The organism is Seonamhaeicola marinus, from assembly GCF_008085455.1.
In genome coordinates this window covers 661,381-683,428 of record NZ_VSDQ01000718.1, presented here as the reverse complement: position 1 = coordinate 683,428, position 22,048 = coordinate 661,381, and the positions used below count along the sequence as shown (strand labels likewise).

Sequence of the window (22,048 nt, the reverse complement as noted above, 5' to 3'; positions counted from 1 at the left end):
TGTTATCTTTTTAATTAGACTTCTGCTTTAATTAGTTCCTTTTGAATGTTGTTGGGCACAGGTTGGTAAGATGAGAACCTAGAACTAAAGGTGGCCTTACCTTGGGTAATGCTTCTTAAATCTGTAGAATACCCAAACAATTCGGCCGATGGTATTGTACATTTTAGTATCTGGTAATGGTCCAGGTTATCGAAGCCCTGAATAATGGAGCGTCTGGACTGTAAATCGGTCATAACGCCTCCAATCATCTCTTCGGGCACTTTTACCGTAAGTTCGTTAATAGGCTCTAAAAGCTTAGGATTTGCGTTTAAGAAGGCCTCTTTAAAGGCATGTGCCCCAGCAATTTTAAAAGAAATATCATTAGAGTCTACAGGATGCATTTTTCCGTCGTACAACAGCACTCTTACATCTCTAATAAAGGAACCTGTTAACGGACCTTCCTCCATAACTTCTAAAACCCCTTTCATAACAGACGGAATATATCGGGCATCTATAACACCACCAACAATACAATTATAGAATACCAATTTACCGCCCCAAGGCAACGCTACGTCTTCTTTACCTCTAATGTTAAACCCTTCAGGTTCTGGCATACCAGCTTGTAATGGCTCTATTTTAAGGTGCACTTGCGCAAATTGTCCGGAACCACCAGATTGTTTTTTATGCCTGTAATTGGCCGTAGACGACCTTTGTATGGTCTCTCTATACTTAATTTTAGGTTTGCTATATATGGGTTGCAGTTTGTAATCGTGTTTTAGCATCCAGTCTATAATTGCCAAATGAAGTTCTCCCTGACAGCTTAAAATTTGCTCCTTAGATTCTTTAGAATACCTTAACACTACAGTTGGGTCTTGCGAATGAATGCGTTTGAGAGCCTCACTTAGCTTTTCCTCGTCGGCTTTATTACCAACAGTTATGGCTCTATTAATTCTTGGCTCTGGATATATAATGGGCTTTATGGTTATTGGGGAATTTCCACTATACAGAGAATCATTAGTTTCGGTATGCTTTAACTTTAAGGTAGCGCCAATATCGCCAACCGTTAGCTTTTGAACCGCTTGCCTGATTCTACCATCCATTATAAACAGCTGATTTATGACCTCCTGCTCCCCTGTTCTGGCATTGGTTAGCTTATCATTTACGGTAACTTCTCCCGATTTTACTTTAAAAAAGTTAACCTGTCCCAAATTAGGCTGATACAAGGTTTTAAAAACAAATAAAGATGTTGGCGCCTCTACCTTTGGTACAATGGTGTCGCCTTCTACGCTTTGTTCAGGCTTTAAATCGGCCGCAGCCGGAGCTACATTATCTATAAAGCCCATTATACGTCCGCTACCCATATCATGTAAAGCAGAGACACAGAATACAGGGAATAAATCATGATTTAACATACCTGCTTTTATACCTTGGCGCATTTCATTTTCGTTTAAAGTGCCCTTCTCAAAATAAAGTTCCATAAGCGCTTCATCATTTTCGGCAGCTTTTTCTACGAGTTCATTATGCAATGCATCGGCTTTGATCTTTTCTTCTTTTGGAATGGATAATTTCTCGGGCTTCCCTCCTTCTGTACCAAACTTGTAGCATTTCATCTTTAAGACATCAATAATGCATTGTGCGCCGTCTATTTGTATTGGATATTGTACTTGTACCGTATTGTTACCCACAAGGTTTTTAATGCTCTTGTAGGCATCATCAAAACTACAATCCGGATGGTCTATTTGATTTACAATAAATAAGGTTGGCTTATTGTACTTATCTATATAATTCCAGATAATTTCTGTGCCAACCTCTACGCCATGTCTGCCGTTAATAACTGTAGCTATGGTGTCTCCAACTCTTATGGACGAAATTATTTCTCCAATAAAATCATCTAAACCAGGGGTATCTATAATGTTTATTTTGTAATTGCGCCATTCTGTATGAATTGGGGTTGCAAATACAGATGCTTGCCTTTCGTGTTCAATATCATGAAAATCGGAAACCGTGTTTTTATCCTCAATAGTGCCACGTCTGTTTAAAAGTCCAGCCTCAAACAACATGGTTTCTGCCAATGTAGTTTTACCGCTGTTATGAGCGCCTACAAAAACCACATTTTTTATGTGTTTATCATCAAATACTTTCATATGCTTATTGGTTTAATGTTGGTAGAATGTTAAGCCCAAGCGACTTAAATTTCCTTAAACTTAATTTCTTTATTGGTTAAAAAACATGATTTAAGTCAGGTAGGTATTTTTTGATAGCGTTTATGCACTAAAAATCTTCGTGCTTTTCTGTCTTAATTTATCTTTGTGCCTTATTTTTGTTTAAAACTTTTTTATGCTTTCCTTATTAAATATCTTTAGAGCTGTAGCCTTTTTAGAAGGTGTTTCGTATATCCTTTTACTGTTTATTGCAACCCCTATTAAATACTTTGCTGAAAATGACCAATACGTAAAAATGTTAGGAATGCCACATGGTATTTTGTTTATGTTATATGTAGTTTTAGCTTTTATGATGAGATCAGAATTAAAATGGAGCAATACCATATTTAGAAACGTTTTATTAGCGTCTATCATTCCATTTGGAACTTTTTATGTTGAAAAGAACTATTTAAAACCAACATCATGATTCAAGACCAGGTAAATACAGTGACTGAAAACGTTTCTGAAGTGGCAACAGAGGCTTTTGAGTTAAAATCCTTCCTATATGACAAGCTTATTGCTAATGGTTTTAGTGAGGATCCTGCACGATACTTAAACATGATTGCTTTGCTCATAAGTCTGGTAATCCTAGTGTTTATGGTAGATTTCATAGTGCGCAAAATTTTGCTCAACATGTTCACAAAATTTGCACAGGTCTCTAAATCTAATTTTGACGACTTATTGGTTAAAAATAAAGTCCCTAAAAATATTGCTCACATTTTACCTCTATTATTGGCGCTACATTTTATTCCAGATGTCTTTTTTCACTTTGATAGTTTTGAAATTATAGTAGAAAAAGGGCTTCAGGTTTTTGCTATTGTTTTAGCACTTTGGATTGTTAGAAGTTTGTTGCATACCGTAAAAGACTTTTTAAAAACCTTACCTAGGTTAAAAGATAAACCTATTGAAAGTTACATTCAGGTGTTTATGATTTTTGCTTGGGTGGCTGGAATTATGTCTGCCATTGCTGTAATAACCAACACACCTTTTCTACAGTTTTTAACAGGACTAGGAGCCATATCTGCCATTATTATTTTGGTATTTAAAGACACCATTTTAGGTTTTGTTGCCAGTATTCAAGTCTCTATAAATGATATGGTACGTATTGGCGATTGGGTAACTTTTGAAAAGTTTGGTGCCGACGGTGATGTTATTGAAATTACATTGGCCACAGTTAAGGTGCAGAATTTTGATAAAACCATTACCACCATACCTACCTATGCCTTAATTTCTGAATCTTTTAAGAACTGGCGAGGTATGTCTAGCTCCGAAGGACGTAGAATTAAGCGTTCTGTGAACATTAAAACAGAAAGCGTTAAGTATTTGTCTCCAGATGATGTTACGCGCTTAAAAGGCATTCAAATCATTTCTGATTACTTAACGAACAGACAAACCAAAATTGATGATTACAATACTTCTAACAATATTGATAAGTCTTTGGCTCTAAACGGACGTAACCTTACCAATATTGGGGTTTTTAGAAAGTATGTACAGACGTATATTGAAAATCATTCTGCTATAAATAAAGACATGACCATTATGGTGCGCCAATTAGCACCAACAACTCAAGGTTTACCGCTAGAGATATATGCCTTTAGTAGTGATAAGCGTTGGGAAAACTATGAGTCTATTATGGGTGATATTTTTGACCATGTTATTGCAGCAATTCCGTATTTTGATTTGGAGGTGTTTGAACTACCGAGTAACTCTAGTTTTTCTAATTTAAATTAAAAAGTTAACTTTGTATTAATCAAAAAGATAGATTTATACTTTTTGTAAACCCAAATCAAACCAAAAGTATCTAATTTAACTTATCCCTCTTCAGCTTATTAGATACCATAATTGTTGCTATTATTTATAATACCTGCTTATGAGATTATTATACGTTATAATTATCGTTACAGCCCTCTCTTTCAATGCTGAAGCCCAAGACAATCAATTTGTTTTTAGTAAAGACTTTAATGCCTTAATGGTTCAAAAAGAAGGCAGTTCTCCTTATGTTTATGAGATTTTACATGAAAATGCTACCACAACCATAAGAAAACCCAGAGAAAAGCGTTTAACCAGCTATTATAAAAAAGCCTTATACCTTTCTAAAAAAGCCAAAACGGATAGTTCTAAAATAGCTACTCTAAAGCAACAAGGTAAATCGCTTGAGGATATTAATAAGGTTATTAACGTTAAGGATGTATACGATAGATTAAAAATGACTAAAAGGGTTCTTAAATCTGCTAAAAAGTATGAAATAGTGCCAAGTAAAGTCATTGTAGAGAAGAAAGATAAGTTCAAAATGAGAAGAACAATCTTTAAACCTCAAAATGTTATTATTGGTACGTTTGAAGGTGTGGGCGCTTATTATGTTGTTAAAAAGACCGACGTCTACAATCAAGGTGAATTGATTTCTATTGCCGAAGCCAAGCAAAATAACCTATCTGAAGACAGCTTTTTGTTTGCTAATGTTTTTGAACTGATTAAAAATGTTGATACAGGAGACGTTTATATGGTGTATCCTAATTTCTTGAAAAACTACCCTATTAACAAGGCTAAATCCAAGAGTACATTTGGTAGTACTATTGATAAAAAAATTAATGCTTCGATATTGGCTTATCATAAAAAAAGGATTGTTCATTAAGGCTTCATACATTTCACGACTTTAATTTTAAACTTTAACGCCTTCTCTAACAGTTTTTAACACCCTCCTACTTTTATTTAAAACTATTTAAGTTTTGTTTACATATACTTTAACAGTTATACGGTAGTTATTAAAATAGTTTAGCTACCTCATTTATAACTAAAGTATTATGAAAGGAAAACTACTCCTATTTATTCCTAGTGTTTTATTAGGGCAAATTCTTATGAGTCAAAATGCTCGTGGCTCCGATGACACATTATCAAAGTCATTTCTTGAAAGAACCGAATTTAAAATAGCCTATTCAGGTTCTGTATTCTGGAATAACGGCTTAAACTTAGGCGCAGAGTACCTGCTTAAAGAACATTCTAAAATTAAATTTAGAAGAGGTAAAGAACGAACCAATACACATGAATTTCTTTTAAATGGGAATTTAGGTTTTACTACAAACTTCGCTACATCTACAGACACCGGTATTTTTACCAACTACGGAATTACCTGGAGACGCACCAATAAAAAGGGCAAACAGTTTATGATAGAACTAAACCCACTGGGGTATTACAGATCCTTTTTACCAGAAACCTATAAAGTTGACGATAATGGCGTAAACAAAGTGTCTCTCCCAGGAAGAGGTTATTATGCACCTTCAATTTCTGTAGGTATTGGTAAACAACGAAAAGATAAAAAAATAACAGGACGGTATTTCAATGTGAATTTTATGCTAAGAACACCATACAATGCAGGTGCTCTCCCCTCATTTAGTTTACAATATGGTTATCGTTTTAATTTTAAAAAGAAAAATAAACATGCAAAAAGCAATTAAACATAACTCTTTAAGGCTTGTACTAATCGTATTTCTAAGTACATTATTTTCTTGCTCCAATGATGATAGCCTTAGTAATTTAAACGAGACCATTTTTGTGCGACATAAAAATGCAGATATGCCTGCCTATATTCATGGTAATGCTTCAGAAAAGGTATTTCTTATTATTCTTCATGGTGGTCCTGGAGGTTTTGGATTGGCTTATAGAAATGCTACCATTAAAAGCGACATAGAAAAAGAAGTAGCCGTAGTTTACTTTGATCAACGTGGGTCTGGAATGGCACAAGGTAATTACTCCAAAGACGGTATTACCATTGATATTATGGCCGAAGACGTTTTGGCGCTTGCTAAAGTAATTAAGCATAAATACGGTGATGACTCTAAGCTTTTTTTAATGGGACACAGTTGGGGAGGTACTTTAGGGCCGGCAACATTGTTAAAGGATCAAAGTCCGTTTTTAGGGTGGATTAATGTAGATGGTTCTGGCAATACTAAAGGTTTGTATGAGGCTTATATTGCCAATTTTAGAAGGGTAGCTAACGAACAAATTGCAGCTGAAAACAATGTTAATTACTGGGAATCTGTTATTGATTTTGTAGATGGTTTAAGTCCTGTTTATACAAATATTGACGATATGTACGATTTAAATATAGAGGCTTTTAACGCTGAAAGAAAGCTTGAAGATTTAGGACTTATTAATAAAGAAAAAAATCAGAATAGTGAAGTACTTTACAAATACACGCCATTAACGCTTATTTGGAACCAATTAAACACCCAATCTATATTAGACGAAGATTTATTTGAGAATATTGATTTTACGGATAGATTTCCCGAGATTACCATTCCTTCTTTGGTATTATGGGGAAGACATGACATGGTAGTGCCTATAACATTTGCAGATGAAGCCTATGATAACTTAGGGTCTAGCCAAAAGGAAGTTTTTATTTTTGAAAGATCTGGTCATTCGCCAATGTTTTCAGAACCCGATTTATTTGCTGAAAAGGTCATGGCCTTTATCAATGCACATAAGTAAAATAAAAAGACCTATCAGTTTTTGATAGGTCTTTTAGTTTTAGTTAGTTATGTATAGAAAGTTAAATGTTTTCTGCTAACCAGTCACCTACTTCATTTGTGCCATAAGCTTTATCGCCATCGGCTAAATCTTCAGTAACTACACCTTCAGCTAAAGCTTTGTTAACTGCTTCTCTAATAACCTTTCCTTCTTCAGCTAAGCCAAAGTTTTCAAACATCATTGCAGCAGATAATACTGTAGCCATAGGGTTTGCTATATTCTTTCCAGCAGCTTGTGGGTAAGAACCATGAATTGGCTCAAATAAACCAATATCAGATCCTAAAGATGCAGAAGGCATTAATCCCATAGAACCAGAAATTACAGAAGCTTCATCAGTTAAGATATCACCAAATAAATTTTCAGTAATTAACACATCATAATCAGATGGCCATTGTACCAAACGCATAGCAACAGCATCAACAAACTCATAAGATACAGTTACTTCTGGGTATTCAGCTTCTAAACCTTGAACAGTTTCTCTCCATAAACGAGACGTTTCAAGAACGTTTGCTTTATCTACACAACATAAACGTTTTGAACGTGTCATTGCTAATTCAAAACCTTTACGTGCTAAACGTGTAACTTCTTCTTTAGTATAAACACAGTTATCAAAAGCTGTATCTCTACCATCTCTTCTACCTTTTTCTCCAAAGTAAATACCACCTGTTAATTCACGTAAGAACACTAAATCGGTTCCTTCTATACGCTCTTTCTTTAAAGGTGATTTATCTAACAATGAAGGAAATACAAATGTTGGTCTAACATTAGCAAATAATCCAAGTGCTTTACGCATTTTTAATAATCCTTGCTCTGGACGTACAGTTGCAGTTGGATCATTATCAAATTTTGGATCACCAATAGCTCCAAATAATACAGCATCTGAAGATTTACAGATGTCATGAGTTTCATCTGGATAAGGTTCTCCTACAGCATCAATAGCTGCAGCACCAGTTAAAGCTGGTTTCCAATTAATCTCGTGTCCAAATTTCTTAGCAACGGCATCACTTACTTTCACTGCTTGGTCAATTACCTCAGGTCCTATTCCGTCACCTGCTAAAAGGGCTATGTTTAATTTCATTTGTATATATTAAAATTTTATAATCTTCTTAATTCGTAACTATATTGAGCATTTTCTCTGTAGCTTTTATGGCTGAAACCGTTTGGTCTGAGTCTAATCCTCTTGTTTTAAACTCGTTATCCTTGTTTTTCCAGGTTATTACGGTTTCACATAAGGCGTCTGAACGACTTCCTGGTGGTATTCTTACAACATAATCTGTTAAGTCTGGAAGCGTTAAGTTTTTCTTCTTGAAAATCTTTCTAATCGCATTCATAAAGGCATCAAACTGCCCATCTCCTTGCGCATTCTCTTCAAACTTTTCATCAATTATAGTAAGCGCCACTGTAGTAGACGGTTTTAAACCTTTGGAGTGTGTTAACACATAGGAGTCTACCTTTACCTTTTCCTCATAAGAACCACTATCTAATACATCTGAAATGATATAAGGTAAATCTTCTCTAGTAACCACTTGTTTCTTATCACCTAATTCAATGATACGTTGGGTTACTTTTTTAATTTCTTCATCATTTAACTGAAGTCCAAGTTCCTGTAAATTCTTTTGAATATTAGCCTTTCCTGAAGCTTTACCCAAAGCATATTGTCTTGTTCTTCCAAAACGTTCTGGAGACAACTCACTAAAGTAGAGGTTGTTCTTGTTATCTCCATCTGCATGAATACCAGCGGTTTGCGTAAAAACATTAGCACCAATTACTGGTTTGTTAGCAGGTATCATGACTCCAGAAAAGTTTTCAACCAGTTTACTTACCGTATACAGCACTTTTTCATTTACATCAATAGTAACCTCTGGCATAAAATCATTAATAACAGCAATTGTACTTGCCATTGGTGCATTACCTGCACGTTCTCCCATACCATTAACAGTAAGATGCAAAGCATCTGCTCCTGCTTTTAGAGCTTCCATTGCATTAGAAACACCTAAATCATAATCGTTATGCGAATGAAAATCAAAATGTAAGTTTGGATACTTTTGTTTGATCTCATAAATGAAATCATAGGATTCTTTAGGCGTTAAAATACCTAAAGTATCAGGCAACATTATACGTTTAACTGGCTGTGTAGAAAGGAATTCTAAAAACTGCATGACATAGTCCTTAGAATTACGCATACCGTTACTCCAATCTTCAAGATAAACATTGGTAGCAACACCATGTTCAGCCGCTAGTTTTATAACTCCAGCTATTTCTTCAAAATGTTGTTCTGGTGTTTTTTTAAGCTGATGTGTTAGATGGTTTAATGACCCTTTAGTCAATAAGTTCTGAACTCTTGCCCCAGCCTTAACAATCCAATCTATAGACGTTCCATTATCTACAAAGGATAATACCTCTACAGCATTTAAATAGCCATTTTCTCTAGCCCATTCCGTAATTTCTTTAACAGCTTGAAATTCACCATCTGATACACGAGCAGAAGCTACTTCAATTCTATTTACTTTGAGTTCTTCTAGTAAAAGTTTGGCTATGGTTAGTTTTTCGGAAGCAGAAAACGATACGCTTGAGGTTTGTTCCCCATCACGTAGCGTTGTATCCATAATTTCTATGTGCCTCTTACTCATTGGAATATAGAGAAATTATGATTTATTGTCATTCTGAACTTGTCTCGGAACCTATTTCAATGAAAAAAGAGAACCTGAACCAAGTTCAGGTTGACAAATAAATCGTATTTATATTATTTAAAATGGTCTTGTTTCTGCAAATGATTTTACCTCTTCCTTCATGTTTTGAAGGTAGTCAATATCATCAAAACCATTAAGCATATTACCTTTTTTGTAACCATTAATATCGAAAGATTCAGATGCTCCAGTAGCTACCAAAGTAACTGTTTGGTTAGGTAAATCTACTTTTATCTCCGTTTTAGGATCGGCATCAATTGCATCAAACAACTTTTGAGCAAATTCTGCAGATACTTGTACTGGTAGTACACCAATATTTAAACAGTTATTTCTGAAAATGTCTGCAAAGAAAGATGATATTACACAACGCAAACCAAAATCGTACACAGACCAAGCGGCGTGCTCTCTTGAAGACCCAGAACCAAAGTTCTTTCCTCCAACTAATATTTTAGAACCTGCATATTTTGCATCGTTTAAAGGGAAATCTGCAATAGGATTTCCTTCTGAATCATATCTCCAATCTCTAAAGAAATTATCACCAAATCCTTTACGCTCTGTTGCTTTTAAGAAACGAGCAGGAATAATTTGGTCTGTATCTACATTTTCTATTGGTAACGGATACGCTGTACTTGTTAATACTTCAAATTTATCGTAAGCCATAATATTTTAGTATTCAGTCTGCCAGTATTAAGTAGGCAGTATTATTGTTATTACATGTAATTTTATAAAGCTATTGTACCGCAAACTACTTACTGTACGCTGCTTACTTCTAATAATGTTCTTGGATCTGTAACCACACCTTCAACAGCTGTAGCAGCTGCTACTAATGGCGAAGCTAATAAGGTTCTTGATCCTGGTCCTTGTCTTCCTTCAAAGTTTCTATTAGATGTAGATACCGCCAATTTACCAGCAGGTACTTTATCATCATTCATTGCTAAACAAGCAGAACAACCTGGTTCTCTCAATACAAAACCAGCAGCTTCTAATATCTTGTCTAATCCTTCTTCCTTTATTTGATCTACTACTTTATGAGACCCTGGTACTAACCAAGCCGTAATATTATCTGCTTTTTGTCTACCTTCAATAATAGAACAGAAGGCTCTAAAATCTTCTATACGTCCGTTTGTACATGATCCTAAGAATACATAATCAACTGTTTTACCAATCATATCTTCTCCCTCAGCAAATTGCATATAGCCAAGAGACTTTTTATATGTTGCTTCTCCTCCCTCAACTTCATTGGCATTAGGAATAGACTGCGTTACACCAATACCCATACCTGGATTAGTTCCATAAGTAATCATTGGTTCTATATCTGCAGCATCATAAGTAAATTCTGCATCAAACTCAGCACCTTCTTCTGTGTAAAGTGTTTGCCAGTATTCCATAGCTTTATCCCAATCTGCACCAGCAGGTGTGTGCTTTCTTCCTTTTATATATTCAAAAGTCTTTTCATCTGGAGCAATCATACCACCACGTGCACCCATTTCAATAGAAAGGTTACAAACAGTCATACGACCTTCCATAGTCATGTCTTCAAAAACATCACCTGCATACTCTACAAAGTATCCTGTAGCACCAGAAGTAGTTTGCTTAGAAATGATATAAAGCGCAACATCCTTAGGGGTTACACCAAAACCTAATTTACCATTAACGTTAATACGCATTTTTTTAGGCTTAGGCTGCATGATACATTGTGTAGATAATACCATTTCTACCTCAGAAGTACCAATACCAAAGGCTATAGCACCAAAAGCACCATGAGTAGATGTATGAGAGTCACCACATACAATAGTAGAACCTGGAAGGGTAATACCATTTTCTGGACCTACAATATGTACAATACCATTGTTTCTGTGTCCTAACCCCCAGTGAGAAATACCGTGCTCAGCAGCATTGTTAGCTAAAGCTTCTAATTGATTAGCAGATAAAGGATCTGCAACAGGCAAATGCTGATTCCATGTTGGTGTATTGTGATCTGCAGTTGCAAACGTCTTTTCTGGATACATAACACCAATTCCACGACTTTTCAAACCAACAAAGGCAACAGGACTTGTAACTTCGTGAATAAAATGACGGTCTATAAAAAATACATCTGGACCATCTTCTATTTTCCTAACAACATGTGAGTCCCACACTTTGTCAAATAATGTCTTACTCATAAAAATTTATAATAAATAGGTTTACTTTTAAACTCAAAAAGCATTGAATGCTCTATATCTTGACAAAGTTAGTCTTAATTGCAAATTTTTAAAAGTTTATCCTTATTTGTTATTTCATTTTTATAAAATATCTAAATGACATGGCTTTCTTTGTTTTTTTTGTAATGAAAAGGAAGGATTGCTTAAAAATTCAAACTAAAATAGGTTAGGTTCTAATTCTAGATTTTAGTATTTGCCTTATATTTTGAAAATTTGGACGGTTTAAGCATTCTCTTATATTTTGTTTTTAGCTACAGTTTCATAAATACCTGTAATTTTATTGAACCTAGAGGTTAAGTCATTCGTTGTTTTAAAGACGTCAACTAGATTAAATTTGGTGTTTAAGAAATCATGTTTATTATTAACATAATTCTCCCAAATATTCATTATTTCTCCAATCTCTTCCTCAGATTCTGTTGTATTATAACTGTTAATTAACAAATATCCTATAGCATCATTAAACTCTGTGTACGTTTCCTGTAGTACTTGCTTATATTCAGATGTATTTTTAGGAAAGAGTGTACAGGCCGTATAGTACAAGCATAAACGTTGCGACAACATACGTTGTTTACCAGACTTGTTAATGATGGTTACTAATTCCTGATCGTAGTTGTTAAAAAACTTACTACTGTAACCAGACATAGATTCAATTTGCTGAACAATAGCGTGACAAGACTTTAATAAATCTGTATTTAAATTCAATACCCTTTTTGCATTTTGTAAATTAGGTTCTGCTTCAATTAAATATTTAAATTCTTGCCAGATTTTTTCAGTTTTCTTGACTAGGAGTTTAATAACAGAAGCGTTTTTTCCATTTTCCTTGATAATTTCTAGTTGTTTTTGAAAAATGAATTTACTAGACGTAAGTTCCCGCTTAATATCTCCATTATTTGCCCCGTAAGCAAGAAGTAAAAATGATTTGGACATCTTTTGGGATAACATTCTTTGTTTGCCCGATATGTTTACTGCTTTATTATATGATATTGAACCATAATTTTGCGACTGCGCAAATAGACTAAATGTAACAAGATATAAGCCAATGCCAATTATATAGCTTCTTTTTAAATAGCTCATAAGTAATTTTGGTTAAGGTTAATAAATTTAGGTTGGATAAAGCTATCCAATTCACAAACCTTATGAAAATACTACCTTAAGTTGCGTTTTACGGCATTATTAAAAATACCGTCCTAAAACCTAGGCTTTTTCTCAAATCAACAATATCCATATATGAAGTTTACCAAATTAAGAATTAGAAGCCTCAAAGATTTTTTTTTGGTAAAAATGACTTAACTACATTTTTGTGAATACCATAAAATTAGAATTCATATTTTATTTGAAATTCAAAATAACCACATGATTTTTAGATAATTGCCACCTAATATTCAACGAATAGACATGTGAAAAAGTGGGTGTTTTGTCTTATAAGAGCGTTTGTTGTGCTTCCTCATTGGGTATCTTTAAAGAACAACCCAGAGTAGTATTAAGCTTTTTAACAAAGTAAGCTGATAAAAGTGGTGATTCCTTTTCTATGTTTTGGTGTATAAAAAAGTCAATTTCTTTAATGCCTTGATCTTGCCATACTTGCAGGCGTTCAACCCAATCATCTAACCGTGTATAATCGGTCTCATGATTGGCACCAACATAACGCACAAATGCTGTTGAATTTGTTAAACGCATGTGCATTAAGTCTCTTCTTCCTGCGGTATCAACAATAACGTTAGAAATGTTATTTTCCTCTAATAAACTATACAATTCGTTTGCCACAGCGGGATCATTATACCAATCTGTATGTCTAAACTCTACAGCTAAAGGGATCTCTTTGGGCCACGATTCTACGAATGCCACTACTCTATCAAAATCTTTCGGTGCAAAATTATTATGCATCTGTAAAAAGATAGTTCCTAATTTTTCTTTTAAGTTAGATGCATTATAAAGATAGTCTTCTACAACAGCTTTAGTCTCGTTTAAACGTTTCCAGTGACTAATTTCTTGGTTTAACTTTGGAAAGAACTTGAAATTTGAAGGCGTTTTGTCATACCATTTGGCAAATTGTTCCGCTGGAAATATACGGTAAAAGGTTGCATTTAACTCTATAGCATTAAACTGCTTTGAGTAATAAGCAAGTTCGTCTTTAGTACCTCTTGGATAAAACCCTTTTAAATCTGCCCTATTCCATTTGGCACATCCTACAAATATATCGGGCACATTATCGTCCTTTACCTTATTAAGAACTTCCTTGGTTTTCGGGTGATCTGCGGGTAAGGTAAAATCAATATCTTGAGGATTATCTACACTTCCAAATTTCATAGCTTAAAACAGTTTTTTCAAAAATAACTAAATTTTAACATTAGGGTTTCAAATTAATTTTTAATTTTGAAACGAACATTTCAAATAAAATGCCAAAAGTAGAAACATTCGACAAAGAATTGGTCATTAGTCAAGTTACTAATGTCTTTCATGACAAAGGGTTTAATGCCACGTCAATGCAAGACATTGTTGATGCTACAGGTTTAAACAGATCTAGTATCTACAATTCATTTGGTAGTAAGCACGCCCTTTTCTTGCAATGTTTGCAGGCGTATCAAAATAAATACAACTCTTTATTTTCTGTGGAGTTGTTAAAGGCAGCTAATCCTCTTGAAGCTATAAATTTTATATTCGATTTGTATTTAAAAGAGATACTGAAAAGCAATAAAGACAAGGGCTGTATGATTGTTAATTGTACTTCGGAAATGGCCTATCATGATAATGCTATCACAACATTTTTAGAAAACAATAAGAACAAAATGGTTGGTATGCTTGAAGATTTGGTGAATAAAGGACAAGAAGACGGCTATATTAATACAGAAAAAACCTTTGAAGACTATGCCCTTTACTTATTTAGTGCCATACAGGGATTTAGAATGACAGGTATTTTAGTTTCTGATAGAGATAAATTGAAAAACATAATACATACAACATTACAAACATTAACTTAATTTTTTTTTAAATCAATTTGAAACGATTGTTTCAAATAAAATCTAAAACACATGAATAAATTAGAAAACAAAGTTGCAGTAATTACAGGCGCAAACAGCGGTATTGGTCTTGCCACTGCAAAATTATACTTAGAAGAAGGTGCTAAAGTAGTAGTCTCTGGTCGCAGACAGGAAGCTTTAGATGAAGTGGCGAAAGACCTTAAAGGTGATTTTATAACGGTACTTGCAGATGTAAGTAAACCTGAGGATAATTTAAGATTAATACAGGAAGCCACTAATCATTATGGCAAAATTGATATTCTATTCCTAAACGCAGGTGTAGCTCCCGTTTTACCCGTCTCAGATGTAACCGAAGCCCATTATGATGAAATCTTTAATATTAATACAAAAGGGCCCATTTTAGCAATAAAAGAAGCGTTACCACACATTAATGATGGCGGTTCTATTCTATTCACGAACTCTATTGTTCACCAAAAAGGGTTTGATGGTTTGGGCGTATATTCAGCTAGTAAAGGCGCCCTAAGAGCGTATGCAAGGGTATTGACTTCTGAAGTTAAATCTAGAGGGATAAGGGTGAACTCCATTGCCCCAGGTCCTATAGAAACACCATTATATGGAAAAATGGGACTACCAGAAGATGTAGTTGATGAAATGGGTAAAGGTTTTGCTGCTGCTGTGCCATTAGGCCGTTTTGGTAAATCGGAAGAGATAGCGAACGCCGCATTATTTTTGACATCAGAAGAGGCCGCTTTTATTAACGGTGTTGAATTAGAAATTGATGGTGGATTGAGCCAAATTTAATCTAATAGAAGCATAAACTAAAAAGCACCAAATAATTGGTGCTTTTTTTATGGTTCCAAATTAACTCTTATTTCAGTATAAAATCTTCTTTAGTAAAACCATTATCAAATTTTATGTCACTAAAGGTATATTGTCCGTTTAAACTGTACTCCCCTTTTTCGTTAGGCGCAAAAGACTTTCTAACTGTTGAAATGTACATACCATCTATAACCTCATATTCTAGGGTCATTTTTAAAATTGGATCATTGATACCCCAATCTGGTAAGGAGAAAAAGAAAAAATCAACTAAATGAGTTTTAGGATTAAAATATAAAATATAGGCATCGTTTTTTTCTTTCTTAGTAATGCCAGAATTATATGTTAAGCTTACTTTATCGTATGTTATACCATTTGTTGTTTCTGTTCCTAAATATTCATAAATGGTTCCTGGATCTTGTAGTTTATACATCATTGTAAACCAATAAAAGTTTACTTTCCTTAAGAATACCGTACCTCCTAAGGCTTTTTCATCTGTAATTTGTTTACCGTTTAAAGTTAAATTAGGTTTCCCATCTATTAATGATTGTAAGGCCAAACCTTTCTGTTTCGGTAACACATTTCTTTGGTGAATATCGTAGGATCCCCAAGAATGCTCTCCATTAAAGATGTGTTTTTCTAGCGATACGTCTTTTCCTTTGTCAAAATTATCATAGACGTATTTAAATTGAACGTCCTTTTTAGAGGCTAATTTTTCATAACCACCATTAACTTCGGCCAAAGTGTTTAATAGTTCCTTAGATTTTTGATCTGCTACCATTTGGGCATTGGCATATACGCCAAAAGCTATAAATAATGATAGGATACTTGTTTTAAATTTGGTTGTATTTGTCATTGTAATTGTTTTTGTCTTGGTCGATTAGAAACTTAAAACTTACACAAGCCCAACACAGCTAATTGTTAATAAACTAGTTGAAAACTATATGTACATGAAAGTTTTTAGGGTGTTTTAATTATCTAATTTTATTAAAACCAATAGAATGAATTCAAGAGAAATTAACCTCAAAAGCATTCGTCCGGAGTTATCTTCTGCTCTCATAAAAGACAATATGAGTAGTGACGAAAAATTTCAAAATTTAGTTTTACGCCCCATTATTAAGCTACAACATGATCTGTTAATTGCTGTTTTTAGAAATTACATTGTTAAGCATAAATCTGTATTTTATGATTTAACCTTAGATAAACGCATAGATTATATTGAAAATGCTATTCATAAGGACATGAAATTCCGAAACTCATTAAAAGGAATGGTCATTGGAATGTTTACTGTTGAAGAATATGAAATGTATATTCAAAATTCTTCTGCATTGAATAAAAGAATGATGAATATTGTTAAGGAAAGACTCCTAAGCCATATTCAATTGTTTGAAAAACCGGAATACTTAACCGCAATCTAAAACTTATTATTTTTCCTTCTAAAAATACATTTAATCCTAATTATTTGTATTTCATCCAAAAAATATGTGTGTTTTATCGAGAAACGCCCTAATTTAACATAAGTTAATTTTGGTTTTCTCGAAATTTACAGTGCCTAAAGTTTTGTACAAGATTTATTGAAATAGTATAGATCTTGATTGATTATTTACTTAAGTAGAACGCCCTAAAACTACTAATATGAAAGCAACAATACTCTTTGCACTACTCTTTTGTGTATCAATACACAATGCTCAAACAACTTATACCTATACAGGTTCTGGAAACTGGAATGTAACATCTAATTGGACACCAAGTTATCCTGGTACATCAATAGCGCATTTAGATGAAGTTATTATACCTAATGGATCTAATGTTACTGTAAATAGTACAACAACAATTTACGGAAAGCTTACAGTTAATGGTTCTTTAGAAAGTATCTCTATTTTTAATGTTGTTGGCGAATTCATTGCTAATGGTTCTTTTACAAACAAATCCTTTTTTACCAATTTTGGTACTTCCACTCTTAATGCTTCGGCATCTAGTAATTCTATATTTAAGAATGAAGGTACATTAACTATTAAGTCTACCTTTAGCAGCAGTTCCACATTTACTACAGATAATGGAGGTATTACTGTGAGCCAATCAACGTTTACCAATACATCTTCATTTAAAGTTGAATTTGGTGGTAGTTTTAAAAATACAGGAACCCTTAATAGCACAGGAACCATAACAAACAACGGTACCTTTACCAACGAAAACAACATTACGTCAAACACCTTTATAAACAACAACAGCTTAGTTAATGACCTTGGCAGTATTAGTTTTAACAGTAGTGTGTATTATCTTATGGGTAACAATGTATCCCATACGGGTAACCACAGTATTTCTAATAGAATAGCACCTAGAACTTCGGTTGATAATGATTACAATCCTATATCGCCAGCTAATCCAATAGGGGTTTACGCCTTTGATGATAATATTACATTTATGAGCTCTGCTAGAATTGAGGCCGATTTAAAATCGGATGTCTTATTTGACAAAATTACTATTGGTGGTACGGCTTCGCTTTCTGGAATTCTCCAGGTAAATCTAGTTGACTCTTATGATCCTGCAGTTGGTACTAAAATTGAAATTTTACAAGCTACTAGCGGTATTTCTGGAACATTTAGTTCTGTAATATTACCAGATCTGGGAGCTACCAAAGAATTTCAAGTTAATTACAATGCCAACATTATCGAACTAGAAGTAGTTAGTAGCGCTTTATCCCTTCATGACACTGATACAACTAAATTTAAAGCGTTTCCTAACCCAGTTAAAGATGCATTACATGTTAGAGGCTTGCTCAATAATGAAAAAGTAATGATTTCATCAATTACTGGTAAGAAGTTAATAGAAACAAACGTTTCACTTCACAATAATACAATACAGGTAGACAACTTAACACCTGGAATTTATATTGTGACCATAGCCAACAGCAGTTTTAAAATATCAAAAATTTAATAGTTTATTATTCAATTAAAGAGACACCGTTTAAATCTGTGGTAAGTACTTCGCTCATATAATCAAAATATGGGCGAACTGCTTTAAAAGAAGCACCTACATCCTCTAAAAATCCCGAAGCTAACACTTCTTTATCTGTATATTTTTTAGTGAATATGTATTGTTTCTTTTTAATTAAATCTATGGCCTTATGCGCTTTGTTAAACCCTTTAGGTGCAGTTTTAACTTCGTCTCCTATAAATGTATCTCCCCAAATAGTATTAAAGTCTTTATTTGATAGAATCTCTCTAATCTCAGAATCATCCATTTCAAATTCTTTTCTAATACGTAAAAGGTCTGCTGGATTGGGTTCCCAAAATCCAGTAGCAATAAAACTTTCATTATTAGGTTGAATGTGAAGATAGTATCCTCCTCTTAATTTGGGTTTTGTTCTATGAAATGATCCTCCAAAATGTGTTTTGTAGGGTAATTTATTTTTTGAAAAACGCACATCACGATATATTCTAAATAGTTTCAATTTATCAATATCATCATGCGTATTTAGCGTATCAAAAATAGAGTTATAGACTTGTTTTACTTCAGCTTCAATAGATTTAAACTCTTTTTTGCGTTCATTAAACCAGTCTCTATTATTATTCTTTTCTAATTTCTTAAAAAAATCAAAGGCAGCTTTAGGTACCGTTACACTCATTTTAGTTCGTTTTGATTATGATTTTATTTCTCGTTTTTCAGAATTTGAAAATTACAAAAACCATTTTGTTAATCAAACTCTACCTTGTTAAGAATTAATCCCGAAGCAGGAGCTATATAATTCATTTTCACAAAAACATTAGGTTGTAGACTTTGTTTAATATCTTCTAAACTTAGAACACCTTTCCCTAAATCAATGAGCGTTCCCATCATTAAGCGTATTTGATTGCGCATAAACCCCTTTCCTCTAACTCTTAAGATATAAGATTTTTTAGGAAAATAATTTGCTGTATACATAGTGTTTTCAATCAATTCACAAGTATCAATAGTCCTTGTAAAAACGCCGTTATCTGAGGGCTTATAGCAGTAGGATTTCATGTAATGCTCACCTTCAAAGAGCTTTGCACCTTCTTTCATGATATCTATATCTAAATCATTCAGTATTGTTGTCATTATGGGTGCACAGAATGGATGACACTTTTCACCATAAGTAAACAGATATAAATATTCCTTCGTTTTGGGATGGTTAATGATATTAAATTTTTCATCAACTTCTTTAATTGCTAAAGCGCGAATATCTTGGGGAAGATTGTAATTAAACAATTCAAGAAAAGCATTCAAATCTTCAATTTCATGTTGTAAAAACAATTCAAATGTTGCATTTTCAGCAGATACCATAGCATCGGTTCTTCCTGATACTAAGGTTTTAAAATATTTACCTTCCAATATATAATTTAGGGTTCTATCTACCATTAAATGTAACGTCTTTACATTAGGTTGTTTTTGCCAACCATGAAAGCGGTAGCCTAAATATTGAAAATTAACTAAGTAGTAGTACTTTTTAGGTTGAAATTGCATTTGGCAATATTAACACTTTTAATTTGAAAAAAACGGAGGCTTTTCCAAGATTCCTATGAGCTAACCATACTAGATGAAAACCAAAATCTAACTAATAAATTTCAAGTAATGAGTTAATCTATCCAACACCCATTCCATGGGGCGTTTTGTTGCAAGGGAATATCTATTAAAGTACCATTATAATTGTTACCATCTGCTGTACCGGACACTTGCCTAAACCTATATGCCCAACATTCATCTGGATGCTCAACACTGTTGTTTTCTAAAATTAAATTATCCATTTCTGAAAACGCTAGATGCCCTTCAAGCATAATATTATTTCTAACAGACAAATCGGCACCATTATACATATACATACCGCATTTGTTTAAAGTATTATTATGAACAAAGGTGGTATCTGGATTAGTCTTTGGGGAGCTATTTGAATACATAATGATACCATTCCAGTTATTAACCGATTGGGTACGCATGGTTATGTTATTGTTTCTTATAGTCCAACTTGCATTTTTCCAATACACCAAAGGACCATCTATGTAAGTATTTGATTGACCTTGCAAAAGAATGTTGTTTTCTACTATAATATCGGTGCCATCGGTATTAACGATATCACCACCTTTATTATGATGGAAATAGTTGGTTCTAATTACAATACTATCATTTATTCTTCCAGCGCCTTCTATATCAATACCAAATTCCGGTGCGGTTCCATTCGTATGGTGAAATTCGTTGTTTTCAATTAAAATATGTCTTCCTCCAACTATAGATACACCTTGTCTCCTGTTATCGGAAAAATTGTTTCTATTAATATTAATATCGGTTAGCATTTGATCCTGACCAACACCACTGCCTACAATTAAAACACCGTCGCCATTAGCCTTACCCAAGATCATATTTTCTACGGTAACATTCTGACTTTCACCTTCTATACAAATAAGATGGCCTTCGTCATGAGCTCTGGAACCATCATTTCGTGCTGTGTATTCATGATTATCTCTATCTCCAATTATCGTGCCCCCTGAAACAACCACATTAGATTGGTTATTAATTCTAATAGCGCAATAATTCCATCTATTATTAGGAGTCATTTCTATAACTGCATTTTGATCTAGCATAAGGGCAATATTACTACCCAATTCAATGCCGCCATAATAAATATCGCTTTGTTCTATACCAATTAAATAGTGGCCTTCTGGAACACAAATAATACCATAACCTTGATTAACAGCCCAATCTATAGCTGCTTGTAGATTTCTTGTTGTTTTTTCTGGTTCAGCCCTATTAATAGGAATATCCCATTCTTCTACATCAATACAATACTGATTATTGTTAATTTCTGGATAAGGAATTCTGTCTATAGGCGGTTGAGGTCCATTAAAAGGAAATGGATTATTAGGATCGGTATCACTTAAGACTATTCTATTAAAAGAAGGGTTATCATCTGAATCATAAGCACATGAATAAACAACAATGCTTAAAATTAAAAACAATACAAGCTTTTTGAAAGTACAGTAGGTTGCCATTAACTTGGGGTTTAATGTGGTGCCTAATATACGATTAAAAATAGAATTAAGACTATATATTCTATTTATGTCTACCTTTTAATTCAGCCTCAATGTCTTTGAGCGTGAATCCTTTAGCTTGAAGTAACATTAAGTAATGGAATAACAAATCTGCAGATTCATATAAGAACAATTCATCATTATTATCCATGGCTTCTATAACGGTTTCAACAGCCTCCTCTCCCACTTTCTGAGCTACTTTGTTTATTCCTTTGGAAAACAATTTTGCTACATAAGAATTGGAAGTATCTTTATTAGCAACACGTTCAGCGATAATATCTTCTAGAGTAGAAAAGAAACCAAAATTTGAAGTATTTTCTTCACTCCAACAGGTATCAGTACCTGTATGACAGGTAGGCCCAACTGGGTTAACCTGTATTATTAAAGTATCGTTATCACAATCGTTTTTAATACTTACTAAGTTTAAAAAGTTTCCACTTTCTTCACCTTTAGTCCATAAACGTTGTTTGCTTCTACTAAAAAACGTTACTTTTTTAATCTCGAGCGTTTTTTGGTAAGCTTCTTCATTCATGTACCCAAGCATCAACACATTTTTTGTTGTGGCATCTTGAATAATTGCAGGTACTAATCCGTTTGAGTCGTATTTTATCTCCATAT

21 protein-coding genes are annotated in these 22,048 nt (G+C 33.7%); 9 read left to right on the top strand and 12 right to left on the bottom strand.

From position 1 onward, the window contains the following. Window positions 1–14 precede the first annotated feature (14 nt). On the bottom strand, window positions 15–2,123 hold the full coding sequence (locus tag FUA24_RS20500) for an elongation factor G (RefSeq protein WP_148544916.1): 2,109 nt from the start codon (window positions 2,121–2,123) through the stop codon (window positions 15–17). Window positions 2,124–2,316: 193 nt separating this feature from the next. On the opposite strand from FUA24_RS20500, the gene FUA24_RS20495 reads away from it, so the two are divergent. From FUA24_RS20495 to FUA24_RS20475, 5 genes are all read left to right on the top strand, one after another. Beyond that, on the top strand, window positions 2,317–2,607 hold the full coding sequence (locus FUA24_RS20495) for a DUF3817 domain-containing protein (RefSeq protein WP_148544915.1): 291 nt from the start codon (window positions 2,317–2,319) through the stop codon (window positions 2,605–2,607). Beyond that, the gene (locus FUA24_RS20490; RefSeq protein WP_148544914.1) at window positions 2,604–3,911 is read left to right on the top strand and encodes a mechanosensitive ion channel family protein; all 1,308 of its coding nucleotides are present in this window, start codon (window positions 2,604–2,606) and stop codon (window positions 3,909–3,911) included. Before FUA24_RS20495 ends, FUA24_RS20490 begins: the two co-directional genes overlap by 4 nt. Before the next feature lie 139 nt (window positions 3,912–4,050). Continuing rightward, window positions 4,051–4,812 carry a hypothetical protein gene (locus FUA24_RS20485; RefSeq protein WP_148544913.1) on the top strand — a complete coding sequence of 254 codons (762 nt, stop codon included), beginning with the start codon at window positions 4,051–4,053 and terminating at the stop codon, window positions 4,810–4,812. Window positions 4,813–4,981: 169 nt separating this feature from the next. Further along, entirely contained in the window at window positions 4,982–5,632 is a 651-nt protein-coding gene (locus FUA24_RS20480) for a hypothetical protein (RefSeq protein WP_148544912.1), read from the top strand. Next, window positions 5,616–6,665 (top strand): alpha/beta fold hydrolase, encoded by a 1,050-nt coding sequence (locus tag FUA24_RS20475; RefSeq protein WP_187388341.1) that lies wholly within the window; start codon window positions 5,616–5,618, stop codon window positions 6,663–6,665. The genes FUA24_RS20480 and FUA24_RS20475 overlap by 17 nt, the downstream gene beginning before the upstream one ends. Window positions 6,666–6,726: 61 nt before the next feature. Here the strand turns inward: FUA24_RS20475 and leuB are convergent, their stop codons facing one another. The 6 genes from leuB to FUA24_RS20445 form a co-directional block, all read right to left on the bottom strand. Next, window positions 6,727–7,782 carry a 3-isopropylmalate dehydrogenase gene (gene leuB / locus FUA24_RS20470; RefSeq protein WP_148544910.1) on the bottom strand — a complete coding sequence of 352 codons (1,056 nt, stop codon included), beginning with the start codon at window positions 7,780–7,782 and terminating at the stop codon, window positions 6,727–6,729. Between the two features lie 28 nt (window positions 7,783–7,810). After that, complete coding sequence (locus FUA24_RS20465) at window positions 7,811–9,334, bottom strand: alpha-isopropylmalate synthase regulatory domain-containing protein (protein ID WP_148544909.1); 1,524 nt, start codon at window positions 9,332–9,334, stop codon at window positions 7,811–7,813. Window positions 9,335–9,451: 117 nt separating this feature from the next. After that, window positions 9,452–10,051 (bottom strand): 3-isopropylmalate dehydratase small subunit, encoded by a 600-nt coding sequence (leuD, locus tag FUA24_RS20460; RefSeq protein WP_148544908.1) that lies wholly within the window; start codon window positions 10,049–10,051, stop codon window positions 9,452–9,454. An 89-nt stretch (window positions 10,052–10,140) separates the two neighbouring features. Next, window positions 10,141–11,553 (bottom strand): 3-isopropylmalate dehydratase large subunit, encoded by a 1,413-nt coding sequence (leuC, locus tag FUA24_RS20455; RefSeq protein WP_148544907.1) that lies wholly within the window; start codon window positions 11,551–11,553, stop codon window positions 10,141–10,143. Window positions 11,554–11,826: 273 nt separating this feature from the next. Next, complete coding sequence (locus tag FUA24_RS20450) at window positions 11,827–12,666, bottom strand: type IV pili methyl-accepting chemotaxis transducer N-terminal domain-containing protein (protein WP_148544906.1); 840 nt, start codon at window positions 12,664–12,666, stop codon at window positions 11,827–11,829. A gap of 345 nt (window positions 12,667–13,011) precedes the next feature. Then, window positions 13,012–13,899, bottom strand: coding sequence for a DUF72 domain-containing protein (locus FUA24_RS20445; RefSeq protein ID WP_148544905.1), 888 nt, complete (start codon window positions 13,897–13,899; stop codon window positions 13,012–13,014). Window positions 13,900–13,988: 89 nt separating this feature from the next. On the opposite strand from FUA24_RS20445, the gene FUA24_RS20440 reads away from it, so the two are divergent. Next, a complete protein-coding gene (locus tag FUA24_RS20440) occupies window positions 13,989–14,570 on the top strand; it encodes a TetR/AcrR family transcriptional regulator (protein ID WP_148544904.1) in 582 nt (193 codons plus the stop codon). Window positions 14,571–14,621: 51 nt separating this feature from the next. Beyond that, window positions 14,622–15,371: an SDR family NAD(P)-dependent oxidoreductase gene (locus tag FUA24_RS20435; protein ID WP_148544903.1), complete on the top strand. Its 750-nt coding sequence runs from the start codon at window positions 14,622–14,624 to the stop codon at window positions 15,369–15,371. A 67-nt stretch (window positions 15,372–15,438) separates the two neighbouring features. Here the strand turns inward: FUA24_RS20435 and FUA24_RS20430 are convergent, their stop codons facing one another. Continuing rightward, window positions 15,439–16,242 (bottom strand): DUF6503 family protein, encoded by an 804-nt coding sequence (locus tag FUA24_RS20430; RefSeq protein WP_187388340.1) that lies wholly within the window; start codon window positions 16,240–16,242, stop codon window positions 15,439–15,441. Window positions 16,243–16,387: 145 nt separating this feature from the next. Between FUA24_RS20430 and FUA24_RS20425 the strand changes: the two genes are divergently transcribed. Both FUA24_RS20425 and FUA24_RS20420 read left to right on the top strand, forming a co-directional pair. Next, a complete protein-coding gene (locus FUA24_RS20425) occupies window positions 16,388–16,804 on the top strand; it encodes a glyoxalase (protein WP_148544902.1) in 417 nt (138 codons plus the stop codon). A 217-nt stretch (window positions 16,805–17,021) separates the two neighbouring features. Beyond that, a complete protein-coding gene (locus FUA24_RS20420; protein WP_148544901.1) occupies window positions 17,022–18,323 on the top strand; it encodes a T9SS type A sorting domain-containing protein in 1,302 nt (433 codons plus the stop codon). 7 nt (window positions 18,324–18,330) lie between these two features. Here the strand turns inward: FUA24_RS20420 and FUA24_RS20415 are convergent, their stop codons facing one another. The 4 genes from FUA24_RS20415 to hisIE form a co-directional block, all read right to left on the bottom strand. Next, the gene (locus tag FUA24_RS20415; RefSeq protein ID WP_148544900.1) at window positions 18,331–19,014 is read right to left on the bottom strand and encodes a DUF2461 domain-containing protein; all 684 of its coding nucleotides are present in this window, start codon (window positions 19,012–19,014) and stop codon (window positions 18,331–18,333) included. A 68-nt stretch (window positions 19,015–19,082) separates the two neighbouring features. Continuing rightward, the gene (locus FUA24_RS20410; protein WP_148544899.1) at window positions 19,083–19,871 is read right to left on the bottom strand and encodes a tRNA pseudouridine synthase A; all 789 of its coding nucleotides are present in this window, start codon (window positions 19,869–19,871) and stop codon (window positions 19,083–19,085) included. A 113-nt stretch (window positions 19,872–19,984) separates the two neighbouring features. Beyond that, on the bottom strand, window positions 19,985–21,391 hold the full coding sequence (locus FUA24_RS20405; protein WP_148544898.1) for a right-handed parallel beta-helix repeat-containing protein: 1,407 nt from the start codon (window positions 21,389–21,391) through the stop codon (window positions 19,985–19,987). Between the two features lie 61 nt (window positions 21,392–21,452). Then, on the bottom strand, window positions 21,453–22,046 hold the full coding sequence (gene hisIE / locus FUA24_RS20400; RefSeq protein ID WP_148544897.1) for a bifunctional phosphoribosyl-AMP cyclohydrolase/phosphoribosyl-ATP diphosphatase HisIE: 594 nt from the start codon (window positions 22,044–22,046) through the stop codon (window positions 21,453–21,455). Window positions 22,047–22,048: the final 2 nt, after the last annotated feature.